22 protein-coding genes are annotated in these 21,760 nt (G+C 65.4%); 7 read left to right on the top strand and 15 right to left on the bottom strand.

The window, feature by feature from the left end; all coding sequences use genetic code 11:
- Positions 1 to 106 precede the first annotated feature (106 nt).
- The 4 genes from QO014_RS16485 to QO014_RS16470 all read left to right on the top strand — a co-directional run bounded on the left by QO014_RS16485 (position 107) and on the right by QO014_RS16470 (position 3,973).
- Entirely contained in the window at positions 107 to 1,069 is a 963-nt protein-coding gene (locus QO014_RS16485) for a nucleoside hydrolase (protein ID WP_266349803.1), read from the top strand.
- Positions 1,070 to 1,207: 138 nt separating this feature from the next.
- The gene (locus QO014_RS16480) at positions 1,208 to 2,602 is read left to right on the top strand and encodes a leucyl aminopeptidase family protein (protein WP_266349802.1); all 1,395 of its coding nucleotides are present in this window, start codon (positions 1,208 to 1,210) and stop codon (positions 2,600 to 2,602) included.
- Positions 2,603 to 2,744: 142 nt separating this feature from the next.
- Positions 2,745 to 3,095, top strand: a complete 351-nt coding sequence (locus tag QO014_RS16475) for a MarR family winged helix-turn-helix transcriptional regulator (RefSeq protein ID WP_266349801.1) — start codon at positions 2,745 to 2,747, stop codon at positions 3,093 to 3,095.
- Positions 3,092 to 3,973, top strand: a complete 882-nt coding sequence (locus QO014_RS16470; RefSeq protein ID WP_266349800.1) for a C40 family peptidase — start codon at positions 3,092 to 3,094, stop codon at positions 3,971 to 3,973. The genes QO014_RS16475 and QO014_RS16470 overlap by 4 nt, the downstream gene beginning before the upstream one ends.
- A gap of 49 nt (positions 3,974 to 4,022) precedes the next feature.
- Here QO014_RS16470 and QO014_RS16465 read toward each other — a convergent pair whose 3' ends face one another.
- The 4 genes from QO014_RS16465 to QO014_RS16450 all read right to left on the bottom strand — a co-directional run bounded on the left by QO014_RS16465 (position 4,023) and on the right by QO014_RS16450 (position 9,409).
- A complete protein-coding gene (locus QO014_RS16465; protein WP_266349799.1) occupies positions 4,023 to 5,243 on the bottom strand; it encodes a URC4/urg3 family protein in 1,221 nt (406 codons plus the stop codon).
- A 211-nt stretch (positions 5,244 to 5,454) separates the two neighbouring features.
- Positions 5,455 to 6,711 carry a GTP cyclohydrolase II gene (locus tag QO014_RS16460; protein ID WP_266349798.1) on the bottom strand — a complete coding sequence of 419 codons (1,257 nt, stop codon included), beginning with the start codon at positions 6,709 to 6,711 and terminating at the stop codon, positions 5,455 to 5,457.
- A gap of 118 nt (positions 6,712 to 6,829) precedes the next feature.
- A complete protein-coding gene (locus tag QO014_RS16455; protein WP_266349797.1) occupies positions 6,830 to 7,837 on the bottom strand; it encodes an aldose epimerase family protein in 1,008 nt (335 codons plus the stop codon).
- A gap of 72 nt (positions 7,838 to 7,909) precedes the next feature.
- Positions 7,910 to 9,409, bottom strand: coding sequence for a phosphomannomutase/phosphoglucomutase (locus QO014_RS16450; protein WP_266349796.1), 1,500 nt, complete (start codon positions 9,407 to 9,409; stop codon positions 7,910 to 7,912).
- A 221-nt stretch (positions 9,410 to 9,630) separates the two neighbouring features.
- On the opposite strand from QO014_RS16450, the gene QO014_RS16445 reads away from it, so the two are divergent.
- Positions 9,631 to 10,707, top strand: a complete 1,077-nt coding sequence (locus QO014_RS16445; protein ID WP_266349795.1) for a DUF1176 domain-containing protein — start codon at positions 9,631 to 9,633, stop codon at positions 10,705 to 10,707.
- A 17-nt stretch (positions 10,708 to 10,724) separates the two neighbouring features.
- Here the strand turns inward: QO014_RS16445 and QO014_RS16440 are convergent, their stop codons facing one another.
- From QO014_RS16440 to QO014_RS16430, 3 genes are all read right to left on the bottom strand, one after another.
- A complete protein-coding gene (locus tag QO014_RS16440; RefSeq protein ID WP_370877156.1) occupies positions 10,725 to 11,627 on the bottom strand; it encodes a polyprenyl synthetase family protein in 903 nt (300 codons plus the stop codon).
- A 51-nt stretch (positions 11,628 to 11,678) separates the two neighbouring features.
- On the bottom strand, positions 11,679 to 12,206 hold the full coding sequence (gene ahpD, locus QO014_RS16435) for an alkylhydroperoxidase, AhpD family (protein WP_266349794.1): 528 nt from the start codon (positions 12,204 to 12,206) through the stop codon (positions 11,679 to 11,681).
- A gap of 147 nt (positions 12,207 to 12,353) precedes the next feature.
- Positions 12,354 to 12,905 carry a peroxiredoxin gene (locus QO014_RS16430; protein WP_266349793.1) on the bottom strand — a complete coding sequence of 184 codons (552 nt, stop codon included), beginning with the start codon at positions 12,903 to 12,905 and terminating at the stop codon, positions 12,354 to 12,356.
- A gap of 184 nt (positions 12,906 to 13,089) precedes the next feature.
- Here QO014_RS16430 and QO014_RS16425 point away from each other — a divergent pair, with 184 nt between their 5' ends.
- Together QO014_RS16425 and mtgA are read left to right on the top strand one after the other, a co-directional pair.
- A complete protein-coding gene (locus QO014_RS16425) occupies positions 13,090 to 14,010 on the top strand; it encodes a hydrogen peroxide-inducible genes activator (protein ID WP_266349792.1) in 921 nt (306 codons plus the stop codon).
- A 53-nt stretch (positions 14,011 to 14,063) separates the two neighbouring features.
- Positions 14,064 to 14,708 carry a monofunctional biosynthetic peptidoglycan transglycosylase gene (mtgA, locus tag QO014_RS16420; protein WP_266349943.1) on the top strand — a complete coding sequence of 215 codons (645 nt, stop codon included), beginning with the start codon at positions 14,064 to 14,066 and terminating at the stop codon, positions 14,706 to 14,708.
- Between the two features lie 62 nt (positions 14,709 to 14,770).
- On the opposite strand, the gene QO014_RS16415 is transcribed toward mtgA, so the two are convergent.
- From QO014_RS16415 to biuH, 8 genes are all read right to left on the bottom strand, one after another.
- Complete coding sequence (locus tag QO014_RS16415) at positions 14,771 to 15,448, bottom strand: GntR family transcriptional regulator (RefSeq protein ID WP_266349791.1); 678 nt, start codon at positions 15,446 to 15,448, stop codon at positions 14,771 to 14,773.
- Positions 15,445 to 15,840 (bottom strand): oxalurate catabolism protein HpxZ, encoded by a 396-nt coding sequence (hpxZ, locus tag QO014_RS16410; protein WP_266349942.1) that lies wholly within the window; start codon positions 15,838 to 15,840, stop codon positions 15,445 to 15,447. The genes QO014_RS16415 and hpxZ overlap by 4 nt, the downstream gene beginning before the upstream one ends.
- Entirely contained in the window at positions 15,840 to 17,255 is a 1,416-nt protein-coding gene (locus tag QO014_RS16405) for an AtzE family amidohydrolase (protein ID WP_266349790.1), read from the bottom strand. Before QO014_RS16405 ends, hpxZ begins: the two co-directional genes overlap by 1 nt.
- Before the next feature lie 3 nt (positions 17,256 to 17,258).
- Positions 17,259 to 17,456, bottom strand: coding sequence for a DUF4089 domain-containing protein (locus QO014_RS16400; RefSeq protein ID WP_266349789.1), 198 nt, complete (start codon positions 17,454 to 17,456; stop codon positions 17,259 to 17,261).
- Positions 17,457 to 17,469: 13 nt separating this feature from the next.
- A complete protein-coding gene (locus tag QO014_RS16395) occupies positions 17,470 to 18,147 on the bottom strand; it encodes a cysteine hydrolase family protein (protein WP_266349788.1) in 678 nt (225 codons plus the stop codon).
- A gap of 13 nt (positions 18,148 to 18,160) precedes the next feature.
- Positions 18,161 to 19,699: an ABC transporter ATP-binding protein gene (locus tag QO014_RS16390; RefSeq protein ID WP_266349787.1), complete on the bottom strand. Its 1,539-nt coding sequence runs from the start codon at positions 19,697 to 19,699 to the stop codon at positions 18,161 to 18,163.
- Complete coding sequence (gene atzD / locus QO014_RS16385) at positions 19,696 to 20,820, bottom strand: cyanuric acid amidohydrolase (protein WP_266349786.1); 1,125 nt, start codon at positions 20,818 to 20,820, stop codon at positions 19,696 to 19,698. Before atzD ends, QO014_RS16390 begins: the two co-directional genes overlap by 4 nt.
- A gap of 205 nt (positions 20,821 to 21,025) precedes the next feature.
- The gene (gene biuH / locus QO014_RS16380) at positions 21,026 to 21,754 is read right to left on the bottom strand and encodes a biuret amidohydrolase (protein ID WP_266349785.1); all 729 of its coding nucleotides are present in this window, start codon (positions 21,752 to 21,754) and stop codon (positions 21,026 to 21,028) included.
- Positions 21,755 to 21,760 lie beyond the last annotated feature (6 nt).

The following is a 21,760-nucleotide window of genomic DNA, read 5'->3' as shown; positions in this document are numbered from 1 at the left end:
CCCGTTGATAACTTGCGGCTGCTTGACGGCCGGCGCGCGCGGCTTCTACCTTCGCGGCGCCTCGTCCGAGACAAAATTTTCACCCGCAGACCACCAAGGAACGTCCATGCCACAGAAGCTCATTCTCGATGTCGATACCGGCACGGACGATGCGGTCGCGATCATGCTGGCGGCGCTGCATCCGGCGATCGAGCTGGTCGGCGTGACGACCGTCAACGGCAATGTTCCGGTCAATTTTTGCACCGACAATTCGCTGCGCGTGCTCGACCATATCGGCCGCTCCGACATCAAGGTCTATGAGGGCGCCGATCGCCCGCTGGTCCGCACGGCCCACCCGATCCCGCACCGCTATGATGATGGTGGCGAGAAGTACCATCCGGAAGAATTGCCGGTGCCCGCCGCCCGCTCGAAGAAGGCGGACAAGACGGCCGTCGAATTCCTGATCGAGACCTATCGCGCCGCGACCGATCCGATCGTGCTGATGCCCGTGGGACCGCTCACCAATATCGCGGCCGCGCTCGCCGCCGATCCCGGCTTCGTCAAGCGCGTGCCCGAGATCATCATCATGGGCGGGGGCTATGCCTTCGGCAATGTCACGGCGACGGCCGAGTTCAACATATGGGCCGATGCCGAGGCGGCGGCCCGCGTGCTGAATGCCGGCTTCGAAAAGGTGACACTCGTAACGCTGGACGCAACGCATCAGGCGCTGATGACGCATGCCGATTGCGATCGGCTCGAAGCGCTCGGCACGCCGGCCGGCAAGGCGACGGCCGACATCGTGCGCTTCCGCATCGGCGTCCACGACGCCTATCAGAAGATGGGCGAGCATGGCGGTTCGGCCCCGGTGCACGATGCGGTCTGCGTCGCCTATCTCGTCGATCGCGCGATCCTTTCGACCAAGCGCTATTTCGTCGAGGTCGAGACCGCGAGCCCGCTCATGGTCGGCACCACCATCGTCGACACGCAGGGCCGCTCCGGCGCCAAGCCGAACGTGGACCTGGCGCTCAATGCCGATCCCAAGCGCTTCGTCGACATGCTGGCCGAGATCTTCGCCAAGCCGCATGGCTGAACCGCGCTGACGAAAAGGCCCTGGCCGTAACCGCCTGACACATTCCGGCAGGCTGCGGCCAAGGCATTCCTTGCCCGTTCGCGATCGGCCGCCCATGATCAGGCAATGATTGCCGAGACAAACATTGAGGATGATGCCGTGAGCTATAGCGATAGCCTGATCGAAAGCTCCGATGTCGCGGTGCCGATCCATGCGGTCGCCCCCGACGGCCTGGACGGACTGCTCGCGAGCCTTTCGGCCGTCGAGGCCGGCTGGGCGCGCGCGACGGGGTTCGACGCCGCCATGGGTGCGGTGACGATCATCGCCGACGCCAAGGGGTCGGTCGGCCGCGTGCTCTTCGGCCTCGGCGCGGCCACCGCGCGCAAGAGCGCGCCGCTCATCAGCGGCAAGCTGCCGATGATCCTGCCGCAGGGCGATTATCACTTCGTCACCGAGCTGCCGGACCCGTCGCTGACGGCGCTCGGCTGGGCGCTCGGCAATTATCGCTTCACCCGCTACAAGACCAGCGCCGCCGCCGCGCCGCGGCTCGTCGTGCCCAAGGGCGTTCCTGTCGCCGCCGCACGCGGCATGGCGCGGACGATCAGCATGGTGCGCGATCTCGTCAACACGCCGCCGAATGATCTGGGGCCGGCGGAACTCGCGCGCGAAATCCATGCCCTCGCCGAGCGCTATGGCGCGAGCGTTTCGGAAATCGTCGGCTCCGAGCTGCTCGGCGCCAACCTGCCGCTGATCCACGCCGTCGGCCGTGCCGCGGCCGACGATCGCGGACCGCGCCTCGTCGATCTCGTCTGGGGCGATCCCGATCATCCCAAGGTGACGCTCGTCGGCAAGGGCGTGACCTTCGACACGGGCGGCCTCGACATCAAGCCGTCGAGCGGCATGCTCCTGATGAAGAAGGACATGGGCGGTGCGGCCAATGCCATGGGCCTGGCGCAGCTGATCATGGAGGCTCGCCTGCCCGTCCGCCTGCGCCTGCTGGTGCCGGCGGTCGAGAATGCGATTTCCGGCCCCGCTTTCCGTCCGGGCGACGTATTCCGCTCGCGTGCCGGCATCTCGGTCGAGATCGGCAATACCGACGCCGAGGGCAGGCTGATCCTGGCCGATGCGCTGACGCTCGCCGCCGAGGAGAGCCCGGCGCTGCTGATCGACCTCGCCACGCTGACCGGCGCGGCGCGCGTCGCCCTCGGCCCCGATATTCCGCCCTTCTACACCCATGACGACGAGCTCGCCGCCGATCTGGCCCAGCATGCCGAGCGCGTCGGCGATCCGCTCTGGCGCATGCCGCTCTGGGCGCCCTATGAGGCGATGCTGGATTCGAAGGTGGCCGACATCAACAATGCCGGCAGCGGCGGTTTTGCCGGATCGGTGACAGCTGCACTGTTCCTCGATCGCTTCGTGCCGAAATCGATCCCCTGGGTTCATGCCGACATCTATGCCTGGAACCCCTCCAGTCGCCCGGCGCGACCCGAGGGCGGCGAAGCACAGGCGATCCGCGCGCTGTTCTCGCTGATTACGGCGCGTTTCGGGGGATAGGAGCCACGGTTCGGTATGAGGCGCTTCCCGCTCGTCCGATGAAGCGGACGCGCCTCCCCTGCCCTTGCGCATCTCCAGCTCAGCCCGCTAAATAGAACGGGTCCGAAACGATCTCGGACCCGTGTAGCGTGGAGGTGCGTCGATGCCTGCCGAGTTGCGTCCATCGCAGGCGCTGCGTCTCTGGCATGACGTGACCTTCGATCTGGTCCGCGCCGGCGGCCATGACCTCTCCGCCCGCCAGATGGCCGTGCTCCTCACCGTCTATCTCGACATGCCGCCCCACACGGTGCGCGGTCTCGCCGCCAAGCTCGGCGTCACCAAGCCGGCGATCACCCGCGCGCTCGACACGATGGGACGGCTCGGCCTCTTGACGCGCCACCGCGACGCGACCGACAAGCGCAACGTCATCATCCAGCGCACGGTCGCCGGCGCGCTCGCCGTCGAGCAGCTGGGCGACTGGATCATCGAACGCCACAGGGACCTGCCGCCATGAGCGAGAGCCTAACTCTGGACCGGCGCACGCACGCCTTCAGGCCCGATCTCGCCGACGCGGCGCTCGAGGGCCGCGTTGTCGCCGATCGCTTCGTCGAGGGAGCGCCCCGGCGGATCGCAATCCCGTCGACGCCGATCCGCCGCGCCCCGCGATCGGATGCGGCGATCGACAGCGAGGCGCTCCGTGGCGAGCGCGTGAAGGTTTTCGAGGAGACGATGGAGGGCTGGGCCTGGGCGCAGCTCGAAACCGACGGCTATGTCGGCTTCATCGCCTCCGATGCGCTGGGAGCAGACGACCCGGCGCCGACGCACCGCGTCACGGCGCTGCGGACCTTCGTCTACCCCGCGGCCGATCTCAGATTGCCGCCTGTCGCCGCCCTGTCGCTCGGATCGGAGATCAGCCTGGGCCGCGAGGTCGAGACGCGGGGCATGCTCTACCGCCTGCTTGCCGACGGCTCGGGCGCAGTCATCGCGCGCCATGTAGCTCCGATGGGAGCGGCCGCCGAGCCGGATTTCGTGACGGTTGCCGAGCGCTTCCTGAACGTGCCCTATCTCTGGGGCGGGCGGACCAGCCTCGGCCTCGATTGCTCCGCCCTGGTGCAGCTTGCGCTCGCGGCTGCCGGGATCGCCGCGCCGCGCGATTCCGACCAGCAGGCGGCGGGGCTGGGCCAACCGGTCGAGGGCGGCCTGTCGGCTGAACTCATCCGCGGCGACCTGATCTTCTGGCCCGGCCATGTCGGCATGCTGCGCGACGCCGAAACCCTGCTGCATGCAAGTGGATACCAGATGATGGTGGTCTCAGAACCGCTCGCCGAGGCGACGGCGCGCATTGCGGCGAGCACAGGCCACCAGCCCTCCATCATCCGCCGGATCGGCTGAAGCTCAAGCCCCGGCATGGCCGGAGCTTGGCAGAGCGATCCCCAGCGGTTCAGAAAACCGTGCCGTCGCTTTCGATCTTGAGCGGCGGCCCGCCGCCTTCGCGCTTGGTCTTCGCGATGCGCCGGCCGGATGCCCAGGTGCCGCCTTCGAGCACCTTGGCGAGCGGCAGCGAGACCTTGTCCATGCCGAGCCGTTCGCGCACGAGATCGGCGGTCTTGTCGAGCAAGGCGACCGTCAGCGCCCGCCATTCGACGATGAACTCATCTTCCGCCTTCCAGACGCGCTCGAAGGCGGTCGGATCCTTCGGCGTGATGACATCCATGTCGATGAAGAGCCCGCCATTGCGGTATTCGGGGAGGCCGGTCAGCCCGTCTATGTCGACGACCTCGACGCCGGTCCAGATCAGCGGCTCGATCAGCGAATAGGTCAGCCATTGCGAGAGCTTGTGGAACGGCACGAGATGGTTCGTCGTGTCATCGGTCACGAGCTTGCGATGCCGCCAGGTATCGCCGAGCGCCACGCCATCGAGCACGATGCGGCTCGGCCAGATCGAGCCGAGGCCTTCGAGGACCAGTTCGAGAATGACGGGCGCTGCGACCCTGCCGTCGACAGCGCGTGCCAGCACCGCGTCGAAGAGGCCACCCGGCCGCGCTTCATCCTCGCCGAAAATGTCCGGCCGGTCGGCCACGGCGCGGCCAAGCGCATTCAGCAGCCCCGCGCGTCCTTCGAGGCCGACAATCGGATTGGCTTCCGAGACCTGGAATCCGTCGCCGAGTTCTTCCGGCGTCAGCACAGCGAGCGCGGCCGCATCGGCACGAAGCGGATCGGCGGGATCCATGGAGAACAGGCCCGAGGCGAACATGGCGAAGCTCGCGACGCCCAGCCCCTCGGAGCGTGCGAAGGTCTCGCCGCTCACCGCCTCGTCATAATGCCAGGCCGGCCCGGCGCCAGCATCGAGCAGCACGCTGACGATGGCAAGGTCATAGGCGGCACGGCCGAAGACCAGCGGATCCGTGATGCCGGCGGCATCGACCAGACCACCCCAGCGATCGATCTTGCCTGCCTCGAAATGGCGCCAGCGTGAATGGAACGGAATTTCGAGGTCGGGATAGGCGGCGCGCGTCGTCTCGACGACATAGTCGGCAGTGACGGGGAGCCGGCTGACATCCACGGCGAAATGATCGAGCTTCCCGTCAATGCCGAGATCAAGCAGGCGATGCGCCCGCTCGCGAACGGCAGCGGCGGAGAGAAGAGAGGATGCTGTGGCCAAGACGAACTCCGTTCGAGGCAGATCTAGCGGGAGAGGCGGGTTCACCTCAGTGCCATCCCCTCCCCCCTTGTGGGGAGGGCTAGGGAGGGGGTACCAGCGCGGTCCCATCCGAATATTTGGCAGGCCGGAGTAAGAGCTTTCCGCACCGAGCCGGTACCCCCTCCCCGACCCTCCCCACAAGGGAGAGGGAAAAGAAAGAAGGGGGAAGCGCCTAATATTTCTCCAGCGACCGGCCGACCGTCCGGGTCAGATCCTCGGCCGTGGGCGGCGGGGCGGCGCTGAAATAGCCGGCCGCCTTCTTGGCGTCCATCTCGACGCGCGCATCGATCGGGATCAGTTCCTCCGGGATCGGCACCCGCTCGACGATCTCGATGCCCGAGCGCGTGATCGCGTCATATTTCATGTCCGACATGGAGATGAAGCGGTCGATCCGCTGGATGCCGAGCCAGTGCAGGATATCCGGCATCAGTTCCTGGAAGCGCGCATCCTGGACGCCCGCAACGCATTCGGTGCGCTCGAAATAGGTCGCGGCCTGATCGCCGCCTTCCTGGCGCTTGCGCGCGTTATAGACGAGGAACTTCGTGACCTCGCCGAGCGCCCGCCCCTCCTTGCGGTTATAGACCACGAGGCCGGCGCCGCCCTTCTGCGCTTCCTTGACCGATTCCTCGATGCCCTGGATCAGATAGGGCCGGCAGGTGCAGATGTCGGAGCCGAACACGTCGGAACCGTTGCATTCGTCGTGGACGCGGCAGGCGAGCGTGCGCTTCGGGTCCGAGAGTGCCGCCGGATCACCGAAGATATAGATCGTGATGCCGCCGATCGGCGGCAGGAACACGTCGAGATCGGGCCGCGTCACGAGTTCGGGATACATGCCACCCGTCTGCTCGAACAGCGTGCGTCGCAGCGCCTCGTCAGAAACGTTGAACCGCTGGGCGATACCGGGCAGGTACCAGACCGGATCGATCGCCGCCTTGGTGACCGAGACGTCGCCATTTTCATGCACGATCTCGCCATCAATCGGGATCCGCTTCAGCCGGATCGCCTCGTGCAGTTCGGCCATGGTGAGCCGCGCCTTGGTGATGGCGATGGACGGGCGGATATCGACACCCTCGGCGATCAGGTCCGAGAAGATGTCCGCCGCCATATGGCCGAACGGATCGAGCGAGACGATCTTGCCCGGCGTCGACCATTGCGGATGCGGGCCGATCTCCGTGACCGGCGAGGTGTTGCGCAGGTCCGGGCGCTGGATCGGATTGAGCGCGCCGGAGGAGACGGCCAGCGCGCGATAGAGCGAATAGGAGCCGCCATGCGTACCGATCGCATTGCGATCGGCCGGGTTCGACACCGAGCCGATCACCGGCCCCCGCTTGCGCGGATCCGCCTCCCCCCAGTGAATCGGGAAGCGAACCGGTGCGCCGGCGCCTGGATGCGAGGTCAGCCGGATATGCGTCGAACGATTGCCACTCATGAACGCCAACTCCGCCGGATCAATCCGGCCCAAGCCAGAGGAAACGCAGAGAATGGTGCGCGTCACGCCGGAATGGAAGAGGAATGTTCACCATCCGGACAAGGAAATGTGGTGCAGATCATACGCGTGAGAAGGCGAACAGCGTCTCCTGGTGATAGGTCTCGCCGGGACGCAGAACGGCGCTCGGGAAGCCGGGTTGGTTCGGCGCATCGGGGAAGAGCTGCGCCTCGAGGCAGAGGCCTGAATTGGCGCCGTAGACCTCGCCATTAAGGCCGAGATCACGCGAGGTGATCATCTGCCCGCCATAGAATTGCACGCCGGGCTCGGTCGAAAGAACGTCCATCGCGATGCCGCTCTTCTCCGACACGAGACGCGCGACGAGGTGCGGCGCTTCGGTCTTGGCATGCGTGACGACGAAATTATGGTCATAGGTATCGATGATCACATCGCCCGTATCGACCTTGCGGCCGGCGCGGAAATCGAACGGGGTGCCGGCAACCGGGCGGAACTCTCCGGTCGGAATCTTGCCGGCGTCGATCGGAAGATAGGTCTCGGCCGGGATGGTCAGGACGTGGTCGCGGATCGTGCCGGCGCCATCGAGATTGAAATAGCTGTGCTGGGCGAGGTTGACGATCGTCGCCTTGTCCGTCGTGGCACGGATCGAGGTCCTGAGCGTCGCCGGCGCCTCGATCGAATAGGTCAGCTCGACCGAAACACGGCCGGGATAGCCATTCTCGCCATCGGCGCCGACAATGCCGAGCGTCACGCTGGTCTCGTCCGACCCAAGGATCGACCAGACTCGCGTGCCGAACCCGTCAAAGCCGCCATGGAGATGATTGGGCCCCTCGTTCTGCGCCAGCTGGAAGCTCTCGCCATCGATCGAGAAGCGACCATCGGCGATGCGGTTCGCGAAGCGGCCCGCTACGGCGCCGAAATAGTTGGGATTGCGCAGATAGGCGTCGATCGTATCGAAGCCCAGCACCAGCGGATGATCGATACCCGCGAGGCGAATATCCTGGATCACCGCGCCATAGGTGATGATCCGGGCGCTGAGCGTGTCATTGGCGATCGTTATGGCGTCGATCGTCGTGCCGTCCGGCAAGGTGCCGAAGGAGCGGGTCGTCATGGCGGGGCGTCTCCAACTGGTCTTTTGTAGGATGATAGACCAGCCGGAGACGCACTGCCAAACGGCTTCTGATCAGATCGTCTGGTTATAGGCACCGACTTCGGGGTTCTCGCGCAGCGTCCCGTCGACGGCGTGGAACATTTCGCGCATGCGCGCTTCCGAAACCGGGCTCTCGACCACGACGACCAGTTCGGGCTTGTTCGACGAGGCGCGAACGAGGCCCCATGTGCCGTCCTCGTTGACGACGCGCACGCCGTTCACGGTGATCAGGTCGATGATCTTCTGGCCGGCGACGGTTTCGCCCTTGGCCCGCATCTCCTCGAAGCGCGCCACCACCTTGTCGATCACGCCATACTTCTTCTCGTCGTCGCAATGCGGCGACATGGTGGGCGAACCCCAGGTCTTCGGCAGGGCGTTCTTGAGGTCGGCCATGGTCCTGCCGGGGTTGCGATCGAGCATGTCGAGGATCGCGAGCGCGGAAACGAGGCCATCGTCATAGCCGCGGCCGATCGGCTTGTTGAAGAAGTAGTGGCCCGACTTCTCGAAGCCGGCGAGCGCGTTCAGCGCGTTGACGCGCCGCTTGATGTAGGAATGGCCGGTCTTCCAGTAATCCGCCTTGACGCCATTGGCGATCAGCACCGGATCCGTCGCGAACAGGCCGGTCGACTTCACGTCGACGACGAAAGTGGAGTTCGGATAGAGCGCGGACAGGTCGCGCGCCAGCATCACGCCGACCTTGTCGGCGAAGATCTCCTCGCCTTCATTGTCGACGACGCCACAACGATCGCCGTCACCGTCGAAGCCGAGACCGACCTCCGCGCCATGCTCCAGCACTGCATCGCGAATCGCATGCAGCATCTTCATGTCTTCGGGATTGGGATTGTAGCGCGGGAAGGTGAAATCCAGTTCGGCATCGAGCGGGATCACATCGGCGCCGATCATTTCGAGCGCCTTCGGCGCGAAAGCGCCGGCCGTGCCGTTGCCGCAGGCAGCGATTACCTTGATCGGGCGCTTCAGCTTCGGACGATTGGTCATGTCGGCCATGTAGATGGCCGGGAAATTGTCGTGGTACTGGTAGGAGCCGCCGCCGGAGAGGTCGAAGGCCGCCGTCAGAACGATCTCCTTCAGCCGGCTCATCTCGTCGGGTCCGAAGGTGAGCGGACGCGCGGCCCCCATCTTCACGCCCGTCCAGCCATTCTCGTTATGGGAGGCGGTGACCATGGCGACGGCCGGCACGTCGAGCTCGAACTGCGCGAAATAGGCCATCGGCGTGACCGCGAGGCCGATATCGTGCACCTTGGCGCCGGCGGCCATCAGTCCTGTCACGAGCGCAAGCTTGATCGAGGCCGAATAGGAACGGAAATCGTGGCCGGTCACGATCTCGCGCTTGATGCCCATCTCGCCCAGCAGCGTACCGAGCCCCATGCCGAGCGCCTGCACGCCCATCAGGTTGATCTCGTCGCCGAACAGCCAGCGCGCGTCGTACTCCCGGAAGCCGGTCGGCTTCACCATCGGTTTCGATTCGAAATCATAGGTATTGGGTACGAGCTTGGGCACCGGCGTAGGAAACATGGGGAACTCCCGTTCGAGAAGGCTGGGTAGAGATTGGCGCGGAAATCGCTATCAAAGCAACAGCCTAGCTGCGTATTGCGATAGGAGCGCGACGTGTCGCCCACAAGACGATCTCGCGTGCGGCCGTGATAGAACGCCAATTCGGCTGCGCCGAGCCTGTGATCAACATCAACGCGTCTGCGCATGCCCAAAGCTAGACGTTGGGGAAAGGGAGCCCATCGATGAGACGTTTGACCGCCAGCCTGCTTCTGCTCGCCCTCACTGCACCCGTGCCGGCCAAAGCCGAGCCGGCGCTCAGCAAGACCGTTCGCGACTGGACGGCCTATTGCGACAATCTCCGCAACTGCTCCGCCTTCGGCTATGCGACGACGCTCGACGAGGAACTTCTGGGCGCCTGGATCACCATCGCCCGTGACGGCGCCGCGGATGCTGCCCCGACGGTCCTGATCGGCATGACGCTCGCCAGCGATACGGCCCCCACGGATGCGAATTTCGAACTCGCATTCGACGATGCAAAGGCGGCTGGTCTTGCCGAACCGATTGCGGCGAGCGAGGGCGATGCCGGCGCGATGACCGCCACGATACCTGCCGCCTCCGTGCCCTCATTTCTTGCCGCGCTTCGCAAAGCAGGCTTCCTGAAGGCAACATTGAAGGATGCGACATCAACGCAAACGGCAACGATCTCGCTCTCCGGCGCAACAGGCGCCCTGCTCTGGATCGACGAAGCGCAGGAGCGGCTCGGCACCGTCACCGCGCTGATCCGGTCAGGGCCAAAGCCGGCATCCAGCGTTCCGCCGCCGCCAGCCATGCCGATCATTCAGGCTGCGAAACCCGTCGAAGGCGCCGTGCCCGCGGCTCCCTCCGCTCCAGCCCAGAAGAAACTGCTCGGCGAGGATTGCACGGGCGCCGTCGGCGACAGCCCCATCGACCCGATCATTGGCCGGCTCGATGCCCACCGGGTCCTGTACGGCCTCTTCTGCGATGCCGGCGCCTATAATTACGACTATTCGTTCTTCGTCGCCACGGATGGCGGTCCGTTGAAGCCGATCAGCCTCGACGTGCCGGCGCCGATCCAGGATGACGCGTCGAGTGGCTCGCTGGTCAATCCGGATTTCGACGCCAAGACGCTGCAGCTTTCGAGCTTCGCCAAGGGGCGCGGCATCGGCGATTGTGGCTCGATCGGCGAATGGGTCTGGGACGGCAGCGTATTTCGCATGCTGTCTTATCAGGCGCTCGACGATTGCAACGGCGTGCCGTCGACCTATTGGCCGATGCTCTACCGCGCCAGGATCGAATAGCGCCGGAATTCGGTCGGTCAGACCTGACGAACCGCGATGAAGCGGGCCGCCTGGCGCAGATTTTCGGCGCGTGGGCCGAATGGGGCGAGGATCGAATCGGCCTCGGATACGAGCTCATCAAGCATGGCGCGGACGCCGTCCACGCCATGGAGTGAAACCAGCGTCCCCTTGCCGCGCGCCTCATCCTTGCCTGTCGCCTTGCCCATGGCCTCGGCCGAGGCGGTCACATCGAGGAGATCGTCGGCGAGTTGGAAGGCGAGACCCGCGACGGCGCCAAAATGGTTGATCGCTTCGCGCTCGTCCGCCGAGGCGCGGCCCAGAATGGCTCCGGCTTCGCAGGAAAAGCGGATCAGAGCGCCGGTCTTCATCGCCTGCAGGCGGCGAATGCCATTCTCGTCCGGCGAAAGGCGTTCAGCCTCGAGATCGAGCATCTGCCCGCCGACCATGCCGCCGAGCCCGGACGCACGCGCCAGCCCCAGCACGAGCGCTGAACGAACCGTCGGATCATCGTCGGTCTGCGGATCGGCCAGGATATCGAAGGCGAGCGTCAACAACGCATCGCCGGCAAGGATCGCAGTCGCCTCGTCGAAAGCCCTGTGAACGGTCGGCTTGCCGCGACGCAAATCGTCGTCGTCCATGGCCGGCAGGTCATCGTGGACGAGGCTGTAGCAATGCAGGCACTCAACCGCAGCGCCAGTCCTGAGGACGCCCGGGCCGCTCTGTCCGAAGAGCAGCGCAGTCTCCACCACCAGAGCGGGGCGCAACCGCTTGCCGCCACCGAGTGCCGCATAGCGCATCGCCTCGATCAGGCGAGCGGGCCGCGCAATCTCGCCGGGAGCCGGCTCCAGCGCCAATAGGCGATCGAGGACGGCCTCGATCGTATCGGCGGTTTCGATCAGTCGGGACGTGAAGGGTGGCACGTGGCAGGCTCCGGCGGTGAACGCCGGAGTTCGCAGTTTGTCGGGGCAGCGTCAAGCGGCTTCGGCAGCTTCCAGGCCGATCGCAGCCGACTGGATGATGGCCGCGAAACGCACGGCCGTCTGCACGATCTCGGTCGGCACCTGAGCCTTCTTCAGGACCGCCTCGTGGCTATCCATGCACATGCCGCAGCCATTGATGGCAGAGACGGCCAGCGACCAGAGCTCGAAATCGACCTTGTCGACGCCGGGATTGCCGATGACGTTCATGCGCAGCTTGGCCGGCAGCGTCCGGTACTCGTTATTCGTGACCAGATGCGTGAAGCGGTAATAGACATTGTTCATGCCCATGATCGCGGCGGCCGACTTGGCGGCGGCGAGTGCTGCCGGCGTCAGATGCGGCGTTGCCTCGGCCACCAGCGCGGCGCGGACCTCGGGATTGCGGCTCGCAATGCCGCAGGCGACCATCAGGCCGTATTTCTGCTGCGGCGACAGCGTCTCGTCGGATGCGAGCGACGACAGGTTGAGGCGCACATCCTTGGCGAAATCGGGCAGACGGGATTTCAGGGTTTCGATCGACATTGTGGCCTCGACGGATAATGCGAATTGTTGGGCTTGGGGACCGGCGGCCCGCAAACATGAACCCCGGGAGCGATCCCGGGGCTGTTCTCAAGAAGCTCGAGCCCTGGTCGCGGGCGAATTGATCCGCGCGGCGACAGGGCCAGTGCCTTAGGCGGCCAGCGTGGCGCCGCCGACTTCACGGTTGCAGGCGCACAGTTCGTCCGTCTGCAGCGCGTCGAGGACGCGGAGCGTGTCCTTCGGATTGCGGCCGACATTGAGGTTGGTCGCATAGGAGTGCTGGATCACGCCATCGGGGTCGACGATGTAGGTGACGCGGTAGGCGACGCCGTCGGGCGAACGAACGCCGAGGCCATCGACGAGCGAGCCATTCGTATCAGCGAACGACCAGATCGGCAGCCGGTCCAGATCCTTGTGGTCGCGGCGCCAGGCGAGCTTCACGAACTCGTTGTCGGTCGAACCGCCGAGCACAACCGCGTCGCGATCCTCGAAATCGGAAGCGAGACGCGCGAATTCGGCGATCTCGGTCGGGCAGACGAAGGTGAAATCCTTCGGGTAGAAGAAGATCACCTTCCACTTGCCCGGGAAGCTCTTCTCGGTCACGGTCTCGAAGGCGCTCTCGCCATTCTCCTCGTGGCTGTTGAAACCGGGCTTGACGCCGGTCACGGAAAATTCGGGCAGCTTTTCGCCAATGCCGAGCATGTTGATCTCTCCTGGTGGATGCAAGTCGAACGAGCGCATATGGCAGCGCACACCAAATGCGATACACGCTGCTGCATATGCGAAGAAATGACATGAGGGGCTCGATCGGTCAAACCGTTATAATCGAAAATCATCATCGGATTTATCGATTGTGGCGCGATGCCGCGCCGGCTATGGCTCACCCATGCAACTCCCCACACTCCGCCAGATGCAGTACTTCGTCGCCCTTGCCGAAGCCGGCTCGTTCAGCAAGGCGGCGGCGCTCTGCAATGTCACCCAGTCGACGCTTTCCGACGCGATCCGCCAATTGGAGGAAACGGTCGGCGTTTCGCTGGTCGACCGGTCGAACCGCATGACGACGCTCACCGCCGCCGGCGAAACCAGCCTGATCCGGATAAAGGCGCTGCTGGTCGACGCACGCGAAATGGTGGATGCCGCACGATCAGGCCACGCGCCGCTCGCCGGGCGCATCCGCCTCGGCGTCATTCCTTCGATCGCCCCCTATTTCCTTCCCCGCGCCCTGCCGCATCTGCGCCGTGCTTATCCGGAACTGCGCCTCCATCTGCGCGAGGACCTGACACGCGTTCTCCTCGACGATCTGCGCGCCGGGCGGCTCGATACCTGCCTGATCGCCTTTCCCGCGCCGACGGAAGGCTTCATGCGCGAGATCATCGCGGAGGATACGCTGCTTCTCGCGGTCGACGGTCGACACAGATTGGCCGGCCGCCATGAAGTCGGCGCGGAGGAGCTCTCCGGCGAAACATTGCTGCTGCTCGAGGATGGCCACTGCCTGCGCGACCATGTGCGCGCCGCCGCCCCTGAACTGGTCGAGCACCAGAACGAGGAAATCCGGGCCTCGAGCCTCACCACGCTGGTGCACATGGTCGACAACGAACTCGGCATCACCTTCCTGCCGCGCATCGCCGTGGAAGCCGGCATTCTCTCGGGCACCGACATCACGCTGGCCGAAATCAAGGGCCGGCCGACGCGTCGCTCGCTCGGTCTCGTCTGGCGACGCGGATCGAGCCGGGAGGGTGATTTCCGCCTGCTCGCCAGCTATTTGCGCCGCTTTGCGGTCGAACCCATCAGGGGAGAAGCCGCATGAGCCTGCGCCTGCCGGCGAATGTTGCGAACGCATTCGCGGACCGGAAATCGCTTATGCGCAGGATCGGCCAGTTCGTGCTGGTGATCATCGCGATCCCGCTGGTGCTGACGCCGATCTACTGGATCGTGCCGCCGATCTCGACGCTAATGATCTGGTCGGCGCTGACGTTCCAAGGCATGGAGCGCGACTGGGTCGGACTGGATGACGTCGCTCCGGTCATGGTCAATTCCGTCATCATGTCCGAGGACGGCCAGTTCTGCGAGCATTCCGGCGTTGATTGGAACGCGCTTGGCATCGTGCTCGACCGTGAAGGCGGCCCGTCGCGCGGCGCGAGCACGATTCCCATGCAGACGGTCAAGAACCTGTTCCTCTGGCAGTCGCGCAGCTATGTCCGCAAGGGACTGGAAATACCGTTGGCTTATTACGCCGACTTCATCCTGTCGAAGCGGCGCATCATGACGATCTACCTGAACATTGCGCAATGGGGCCCCGGCCTTTTCGGCGTCGAAGCGGCCTCGCAGCATTATTTCAACAAGCCCGCCTCGAAGCTGACAGCGCGACAGGCCGCATTGCTGACCGCCGCCCTGCCCAACCCGATCGTTCGCAACCCCGCCAAGCCCTCGCGCGCAATGCAGGCCAAGGCGCGGATCATTGAAGGCCGGGCTCGCGCCGCCGGCGACTATGTCGGCTGCATCTGAAGGCCGATCGCGGGTCTCTCGATGCCGCTGCGCATGGACGCTGTTTTTCGCCTGCCGAGACTCTATAGCCCTTCGACGTAACGATCGAACGCGTCCTTGACCGTGCCGATATGTTCGCGCATGGCGGCCATGGCGCCCAACCTGTCGCCGCGCAGGATCGCTTCGACCACGCGCTCATGCTCGTCGAAGGATTCGGAAAGCCGGCCGATGCGGCGGAACTGCGCCCGGCGGAACGGCGCCAGTCGCGCCCGCGTCGCGAGTGTCAGCTCTGCCAGATAGCTGTTGTGGGCGCCGGCATAGATGGCGCTGTGGAAACTCTCATTACCCTCGGCATAACGCGCCGGATCGCCTTCGCGCACCAGTTCGGCGAGCCTTCTGTGACGCGCCTCGAGCTCGCGCCGATCGATGACCGACATCGCCTCGGCCGCAAGCCCGGCACAGATGCTCTCGAGTTCGGCCATGGCGATGAACATCTCCATCAGCCGCTCTTCCGAAAGGCGCGTGACGATGGCGCCACGGTGCGGCCGGATCTCGACAAGCCCGCTCGCGGATAATTGCCGCAACGCTTCGCGGACAGGCGTTCGTGACACGCCATAGCGCGCGGCGAGCCCGACTTCGTCGAGCTGGACGCCCGGCGCGAAGATGCCGCGCACGATATCATCGGCGAGTTGCAGGCGCAGATCCTCGGTGCGTGTCCTGCGGACCGGGACGATCTTGGCCTGGCCCGTCACGACATTCATGCCGCAACCTCAGGATCGGGAATGACGCTCACATGCGCCGCCACGACGCGCCAGCCGACGGGCGTGCGAATCCAGGTCTGCATCTGGCGACCGATCTTGCCGGGCGCGGTGTCGCGGCGGAACAGCGTCGAGGCGGTGCCGAAATCCCGGCCATAGGTGGTGATCACGGTCCGCTCGATGGAGCGTGCCAGCCCGGCCGAAGGACGGCCGGAGCGAAAGGCAGCGATCTCGGCATAGCCATAGAGATTTTCACCGCCGCCATAGCGGATCGTGGTCGGCGCATCGAGGAAGAGTTCATCCAGCACGGCGACGTCATTGGTTATCAGGGCTGTCTCGTAAACGGCGAACGCCGCTTCGAGTTCAGCTTTGACGTCGGGAAGATCAATTTCCATCATCGGGTCTCAACAGGCATGCGTGCGACAGGTGCCGCGGTGGCCCCCGCCAGGTGAAGCGTCTCGGCGACGCGAAGCGCGATATCCTCGCGCCAGGCCGGTGCGATCACCTGCACGCCGATCGGCAGATGGGTCCCGGGCAACCACACGGGCACCGCGACGACGGGCAGGCCGACGAAACTGACCGGCTGCGTGAAGATGCCGATATTGGCGCGCGCTGGCAGCGTCACGCCGTCGAGTTCCACCGTCTTCGTTCCCGAAGGCAGCGCATGAAACGGCGTCGCCGGAGCGAGGATGACGTCGACGGTCTCGAAGAGCTTCTGCATCTCGGCGCGGAACCAGGCACGGAATCGCTGTGCCTGAACATACCACGCCGTCGGCACCATGGCGCCCGACAGGAAGCGATCGCGCGTGTCCGGATCGAAATCCGCAGCGCGGCGCTGCAGCCGGTCGAGATGGACGGTCGACGATTCCGATGTGGTGATCAGATAGGCGGCTGCCCGCGCCCGGTGCGCCTCGGGAAGCTCGATCTCACGATCGACGCCGAGCGCCTTTGCGACATGGGCGACGCCTGCCAGCGCCTCGGGCTTGGCCTGGCGCTGGAAATAGCCGCCGGCGACAGCAATCCGCAGGCCCTCAACACCCTTGCCGATCTCAGCGGTCGAGCGAAGCGATTGACGGTCGATCTGCGCGGGATCGGCCGGGTCGCGCCCCTGCAGCGCATCGAAGACGAGCGCCAGGTCACGCGGGCTGCGCGCGATCGGCCCCAGATGATCGAGGCTCGGCACAAAGGGGAAGGTATGCGCCCGCGACAAGCGGCCATAGGTCGGCTTCAGCCCATAGAGGCCACAGAAGGAAGACGGCACGCGGATCGAGCCATTCGTATCCGAACCGAGCGAGATGGCCGCCATCCCCGAGGCCACCGCCGTTCCCGAGCCGCCAGAAGAGCCGCCCGACATGCGCGTGCGGTCGTGCGGATTGAGCGAGGCGCCGTCATGGGCATTCTCGCCCGTGAAGTCATAGGCATATTCGCCCATGTTCAGCGAACCGAGCAGCACGCCGCCGGCCTCGCGCATTTTCGTCACCAACGTCGCGTCGACCGGCGCTGGCGGATCGTCGCGGTTGATCTTTGATCCGGCCCGCGTCACGACCCCTTCCACATCGAAGAGGTTCTTGACCGCATAGGGCACCCCGGCCAGCGGCGGCGCGCCCCCAGCGGCGATCACCTGGTCGACCCGATTGGCCTCGATGATCGCGCGGTCGGCGGTGACGTCGGTATAGGCGTGGAGCGCGCCATTCTGGGCCTCGATCAGGGAGATCGCGGCTTCGGCGACCTCGCGGGCCGAGACCTCTTTCGACGCAACGGCGGCGGCGATCTCGTGAGCGGGTCTCAGCAGAATTTGGGAGGCTGGCATGATCTAGGGCTCGAAGACCGGAGCGGGCTCGACATGTTCGTCGAGCGCATAGCTGAGCACGAGGCCGGCGGCGCGCGCCGTCGCCTCCATATTGGCCACCACGGTCGCTTCCCATTCGGGCGCGATCGAGAGGCCCATCACCTTCGCCATATGCGCGACATGCGCCGGCGCGTCGAAGGCCTTGGCATCAAACTGCGACATTTCGAATTGATCCTTAAGCCGCCTTGCTTTCTTCCGCTGCCGCTTCGAGGGCAGCGAGCGGCGCCACGCAGCCGACGATCGCGCCCTGCGCCGTGATCATGGCGAGCGTCGAAGCCTTGAACTCCGGGAAATAGCTTTCGGTCGCGTCCTCGATCAGCAGACAATCGAAGCCCCGGTCATTCGCCTCGCGCATGGTCGTCTGGACGCAGACCTCGGTCGTCACGCCGGCAAAGACGAGATGGGTGACGCCGAGCGCCTCCAGCTCTTCGCCGAGTTCGGTCGCGTAGAACGCCCCCTTGCCCGGCTTGTCGATAACGATCTCACCATCGATCGGCGCGAGTTCCGGGATGATCGCATTGCCCTTCTCGCCGCGGATCATGATGCGACCCATCGGCCCTTCGTCGCCGATCCTGAGCGAGGGCTTGCCGCGCCGGATCTTGCTTGGCGGACAATCGGAGAGGTCTGCCATGTGACCTTCCCGCGTATGGATGACCGGCCAGCCCTTGATACGGAAGAGGCCGATCAGATCGGCGACCGTCGGAATGATCGCCCTGAGCAGCGAGACGTCATTGCCGAGAGATTCGCCAAAGCCGCCGGGCTCGACGAAATCGCGCTGCATGTCGATGACGATCAGGGCCACCTTGTCGGGTGGGAAGCTATAGTTGAACGGCTCTGCCGCGACTTCGATCATGGTGCCGCCCCCTTCAGTGCCCCGACATGGCCATGCCGACCGAGGCGCGATCGGCCTCGGCGATCGGTCGGACATAGTGAATCTCGCCGCCCGACATCACCGCCACCCGATCGGCGAGTTCCAGGATCTCGTCGAGATCTTCAGAGACGAGCAACACGGCCGCGCCGCGATTGCGCTGGTCCATGATCTGCGAGCGGATTTCGGAGACCGACGCGAAATCGAGGCCGAAGCATGGATTGGCGACGATCAGCACTTCAACCTCGCCGGAAAGCTCACGCGCCAGGATGGCGCGCTGCACATTGCCGCCCGAGAGGTTCTCGATCGGCTCTTCCGTGGAGGGCGTCTTGACGCGGTAGGACGCGATCAGGTCGCGCGCCTGCTTGCGCATCGGCTTGGGCGACATGAAGCCGAACCGGCTGGCGATCGGCGGCTCGTCGAAGGTTCGGAAGGCGATGTTCTCCGCCACGGTCATGCGCGGCACGGCGGCATTCTTCAGCGGCTCCTCCGGCAGGCCGAACACCTTGAACTTCGCCATCTGCTGGCGCACGGGCTGGAAATCGGCACCGTCGATGAAGAGCTGGCCCTCGGTCGGCTCGCGCTGGCCGGAAAGCACCTCGATCAACGTCGACTGGCCGTTGCCCGAGACGCCGGCAATGCCGACGATCTCACCGCCATGGATCTTCAGATTGACGCCCTTGACCGCTGGAATGCCGCCGTCATCTTCGGCGAAGAGGCCCGCTATCTCCAGAACGACGGGCCGATCTGTGAAGGTCTTGCGGGCCGCACGCTCTCGGATCTTGGTATCGCCGATCATCATATGGCTCATATCAGCCACCGAAAGCTCACCGACCTTGCCGCCGCCGATCATGCGGCCACGACGCAGCACGGTCACGTCGTCGGCATAGGCGGAGACCTCGCGGAACTTGTGGCTGATCATCAGGATGGTGAGATCGCCCGCCTCGGTCATCCCGCGCAGAAGGCCCAGCACCTCGTCCGCCTCGCCCGGCGTCAGCACCGAGGTCGGCTCGTCGAGGATCAGGAAGCGCTGGTCGAGATAGAGCTGCTTCAGGATTTCGAGCTTCTGCTTCTCGCCGGCGGAGAGGTTCGAGACGGGGACGGTCAGCGGCACCTTGAACGGCATGGTGTCGAGAAAGGCTTCGAGCCCCTTGATCTCCTTCTTCCAGTCGATCACGGCCGGCGGGTGCGCACGCGAAATGACGAGGTTCTCGGCCGCTGTCAGCGAGGGGACGAGAGTAAAATGCTGGTAGACCATGCCGATGCCATGGGCATGGGCGTCGCGCGGGGTCGCGATCACGGCCGGCTTGCCGTCGATCTTCACCTCGCCGCGGGTCGGCTGGTAGAAGCCCATGATGCATTTGACGAGCGTCGATTTGCCGGCGCCATTCTCGCCCAGCAACGCATGCAGCGTTCCCGGCCGGACATGGATCGAGACATCCTCGAGCGCGACGAGCGACCCGAAGATCTTGGTCATGGCGACCGTCTCGAGTTCAACGGCGCGGCGCGGGGCGTTCGGCTGTGCGAGAGCGCTCATGATGGCAGGCCTCCTCTGATCCAATCCGAATTCGCGATAATGGCGACGGGTCCGCCGCCATCGGGTCCCTGATGCTCGGCGCCGCCGGAAACGAAGATCTCGGCATGGCCGACGAGCCCTGCGAGCGCGCCGGCGACGAAGCCGCGCGCATGGCGGGTCGATGAAATGTCGCTGTCGTCGAGCATGGTGTGGCGCTTGCCACGGAGGCGGCCGGTGGAGCCGGCTTCCGCCTTGGCGAGCAGCGCCACCATGCCGGGCTGCTCGGCCAGCGAGAGCTGCCCGTTCGCAGCAAAGCCGAGCCGTTTCAGCGCGGCCCGTACGGGCTCCACGTCGATGCCGTCCGCCATGACCGCATGATCGATCGCCAGCGGCCCGACCCAGTCGGCGCTCATGCCCATCACGACGATCTCGTGATTGAGAAGTTCGACGCCCGCCGAGGTCGAGGCCCGCCCGCACCAGAGCGAAACATCGCGGCCGATCGCGCTATCCTCGATGTCGTCGAGCGAGAGTTCGCCGAGCGCGACCGCCGCACCCAGCGCCGACGCGCCGCGCGACATGCCCATGGATTTGAGCGTATCCCGCGTGGACGTCGTCTTGCCGGCTGCGTCCACCGCCGCGATGCGGTCTGCCGTCAGGAGCGGGCACTTGATCTGCACGAAGTGGACATCGGCCGGATCGTCGATGCCGGCATCGGCCATCGCCGCGCGCACGCCCGCCGCGACGAGTGCCACCTGACCCCGCCGCCCCAGATCCTCGCTCGGCATGGCCGGCGTATGCGCGCCGCCGATCGCGAGGGACGGCGACTGGCCGCCCTCCCCGGCTTCCGCCCGGCCGAGCACGAGCCAGTGCGGCGCAAGCCCGCCCTCTGTCCCCCCCGACATGACATAGGAGACCTTCTCGACAGCTTCCTTCGAAAGGTCGTCCCGCAATGCATCCTTGAGCGCGCGCACGGCGAACGCACGCGTGAAGTCGTTGACGCAGCCATTGCCCTCGGTCTTGCCGAGGATCGCGACGATGCCTTCCGCGGGGATCGAGCCATTGCCGAGCGCCGAGGCGAGCGGCACGACATCATCGGGCGCGGCGGCCGGCATGCGATGGACGAAGGCCGTGCGACGGGTCATGAGCGCTCTCCAGCGGAGCGGCGCTCCCCCTCCCCAAAACCGCGATGCGGTTTTGACCCTCCCTCAAGGGGAGGGTTTGGCCGGCGCCAGTCGCCGAAGATCAGGATCAAAAGACGTGATGCTAAACCTTCCCCACGAGGGAGGGTCAAAACTGGCAAAGCCAGTTTTGGGGAGGGGGCGCTCAGCTTCATGGCGCGCTCGATCATCAGACCAACCCCGCGATCAGAGCATCGCTCGTGGCCACCGCGCCGAAGACGCCGCCCTGCATCTTGATCATGTCGATCGCTGCCAGATGGTTCTCGACCTTGGTCGCGGCCGTGCAATCGGAAAGCAGCACGCACTCATAGCCCATGTCGTTGGCGTCGCGCATCGTGGTGTGGACGCAGACATCCGTGGTGACGCCGGTCAGCACGATGTTGCGAATGCCTTTCTGGCGCAGCACGAGTTCCAGATCGGTCGCGACGAACGAACCCTTGCCGGGCTTGTCGATGATGACCTCGCCATCGATCGGCTGCAGTTCCGGGATGATCTCCCAGCCCGGCTCGCCGCGCACGAGGATGCGGCCGCATGGTCCCTGGTCGCCGATGCCGGCGCCGATCCGCTGCGAACGCCAGCGCTTGTTCGCCGGCAGATCGGCGAGATCGGGACGATGGCCCTCGCGCGTGTGGATGATGTGATAGCCCTTGGCGCGCATGGCCTCGAGCACGCGACGTATCGGCTCGATCGGCTGGCGGGTCAGCGAGATGTCATAGCCCATCGAGTCGACGTAACCGCCGGGAGCACAGAAATCGACCTGCATGTCGATGACGATCAGCGCGGTGTTCTCGGGCTTCAGATTGCCGTCGAACGGCCAGGGATAGGGGTCGGAGGCGATGGTTCGTCCGCCTGTCACGAAGGCGCCGGCTACCCGCTCGTCGAGCGTATCGGTGGTCATCTCCGC

Origin of the sequence: Kaistia dalseonensis, from assembly GCF_030814715.1 — a bacterium.
GTDB lineage: Bacteria > Pseudomonadota > Alphaproteobacteria > Rhizobiales > Kaistiaceae > Kaistia > Kaistia dalseonensis.
Note: the sequence above shows the minus strand (reverse complement) of the source record. Positions and strands in the feature narration are given on the sequence as shown.